2 pseudogenes are annotated in these 680 nt (G+C 66.5%); both read left to right on the forward strand.

The window, feature by feature from the left end:
- Window positions 1-43 precede the first annotated feature (43 nt).
- Window positions 44-206 (forward strand): annotated as a pseudogene (locus KUM32_RS44510) (IS481 family transposase); the annotation flags it as partial.
- Between the two features lie 155 nt (window positions 207-361).
- Window positions 362-680 (forward strand): annotated as a pseudogene (locus KUM32_RS40530) (integrase); the annotation flags it as partial.

Consider the following 680-nt stretch of genomic DNA (forward strand, 5'->3'; position numbering starts at 1 on the left):
CCAGTGCACGACACCACGCGTCCCGTACGACCTCGACGACACCATGACCCGCGCGAACGCACCGTTGTCCGTGGAGGGGCGCCGCCGTCTGATCGAGCGTCGCAAGACTCACCCGATCGCGCATGTCGTCGCAGAGATGGGGATTTCCCCAGCAACGGCTTCGAATTGGGCTGAACCGACACCGGCGATACGGCGAACTCGGGTTATGACGGCCCTCAGCAGCCCTCCCCGGCCGACTGGTCGGACGCGAACGACGCCGAACAGCACGCCTGTCCCAGGTTGGAGGAACCCGACGCGCTGCGCCGGGGGGCTCGACGCGCTGTGCCGCAAGATCGATGGAACGGCCGCTGCCGCGAAGACGGTGAAGCGCAAGAGGGCCGCCGTCAATGAAGTCTTTGGGGTGGCGGTCGAATGCGGGTACTTCAACCAGAACCCGCTGAACGGACTTCGTTGGTCCGCGCCTGAGGTCGCCGACGAAGTCGATCCCGACTGCGTGCCGAACCCGGCTCAGGTCGCACGGCTACTGACCGCCGCAAAGACCCTTCCCGGCCGCGGTCCGCACCTGTACGCCTTTTTCGGCTGCATGTACTACGCCGCCATGCGCCCGGCTGAGGTCATCCATCCGCAGAAGTCCCAATGCCGCCTTCCGGCGAGCGGTTGGGGGCTGCTCAACCTGAAGG

It is taken from the genome of Streptomyces sp. AC627_RSS907 (assembly GCF_019049165.1).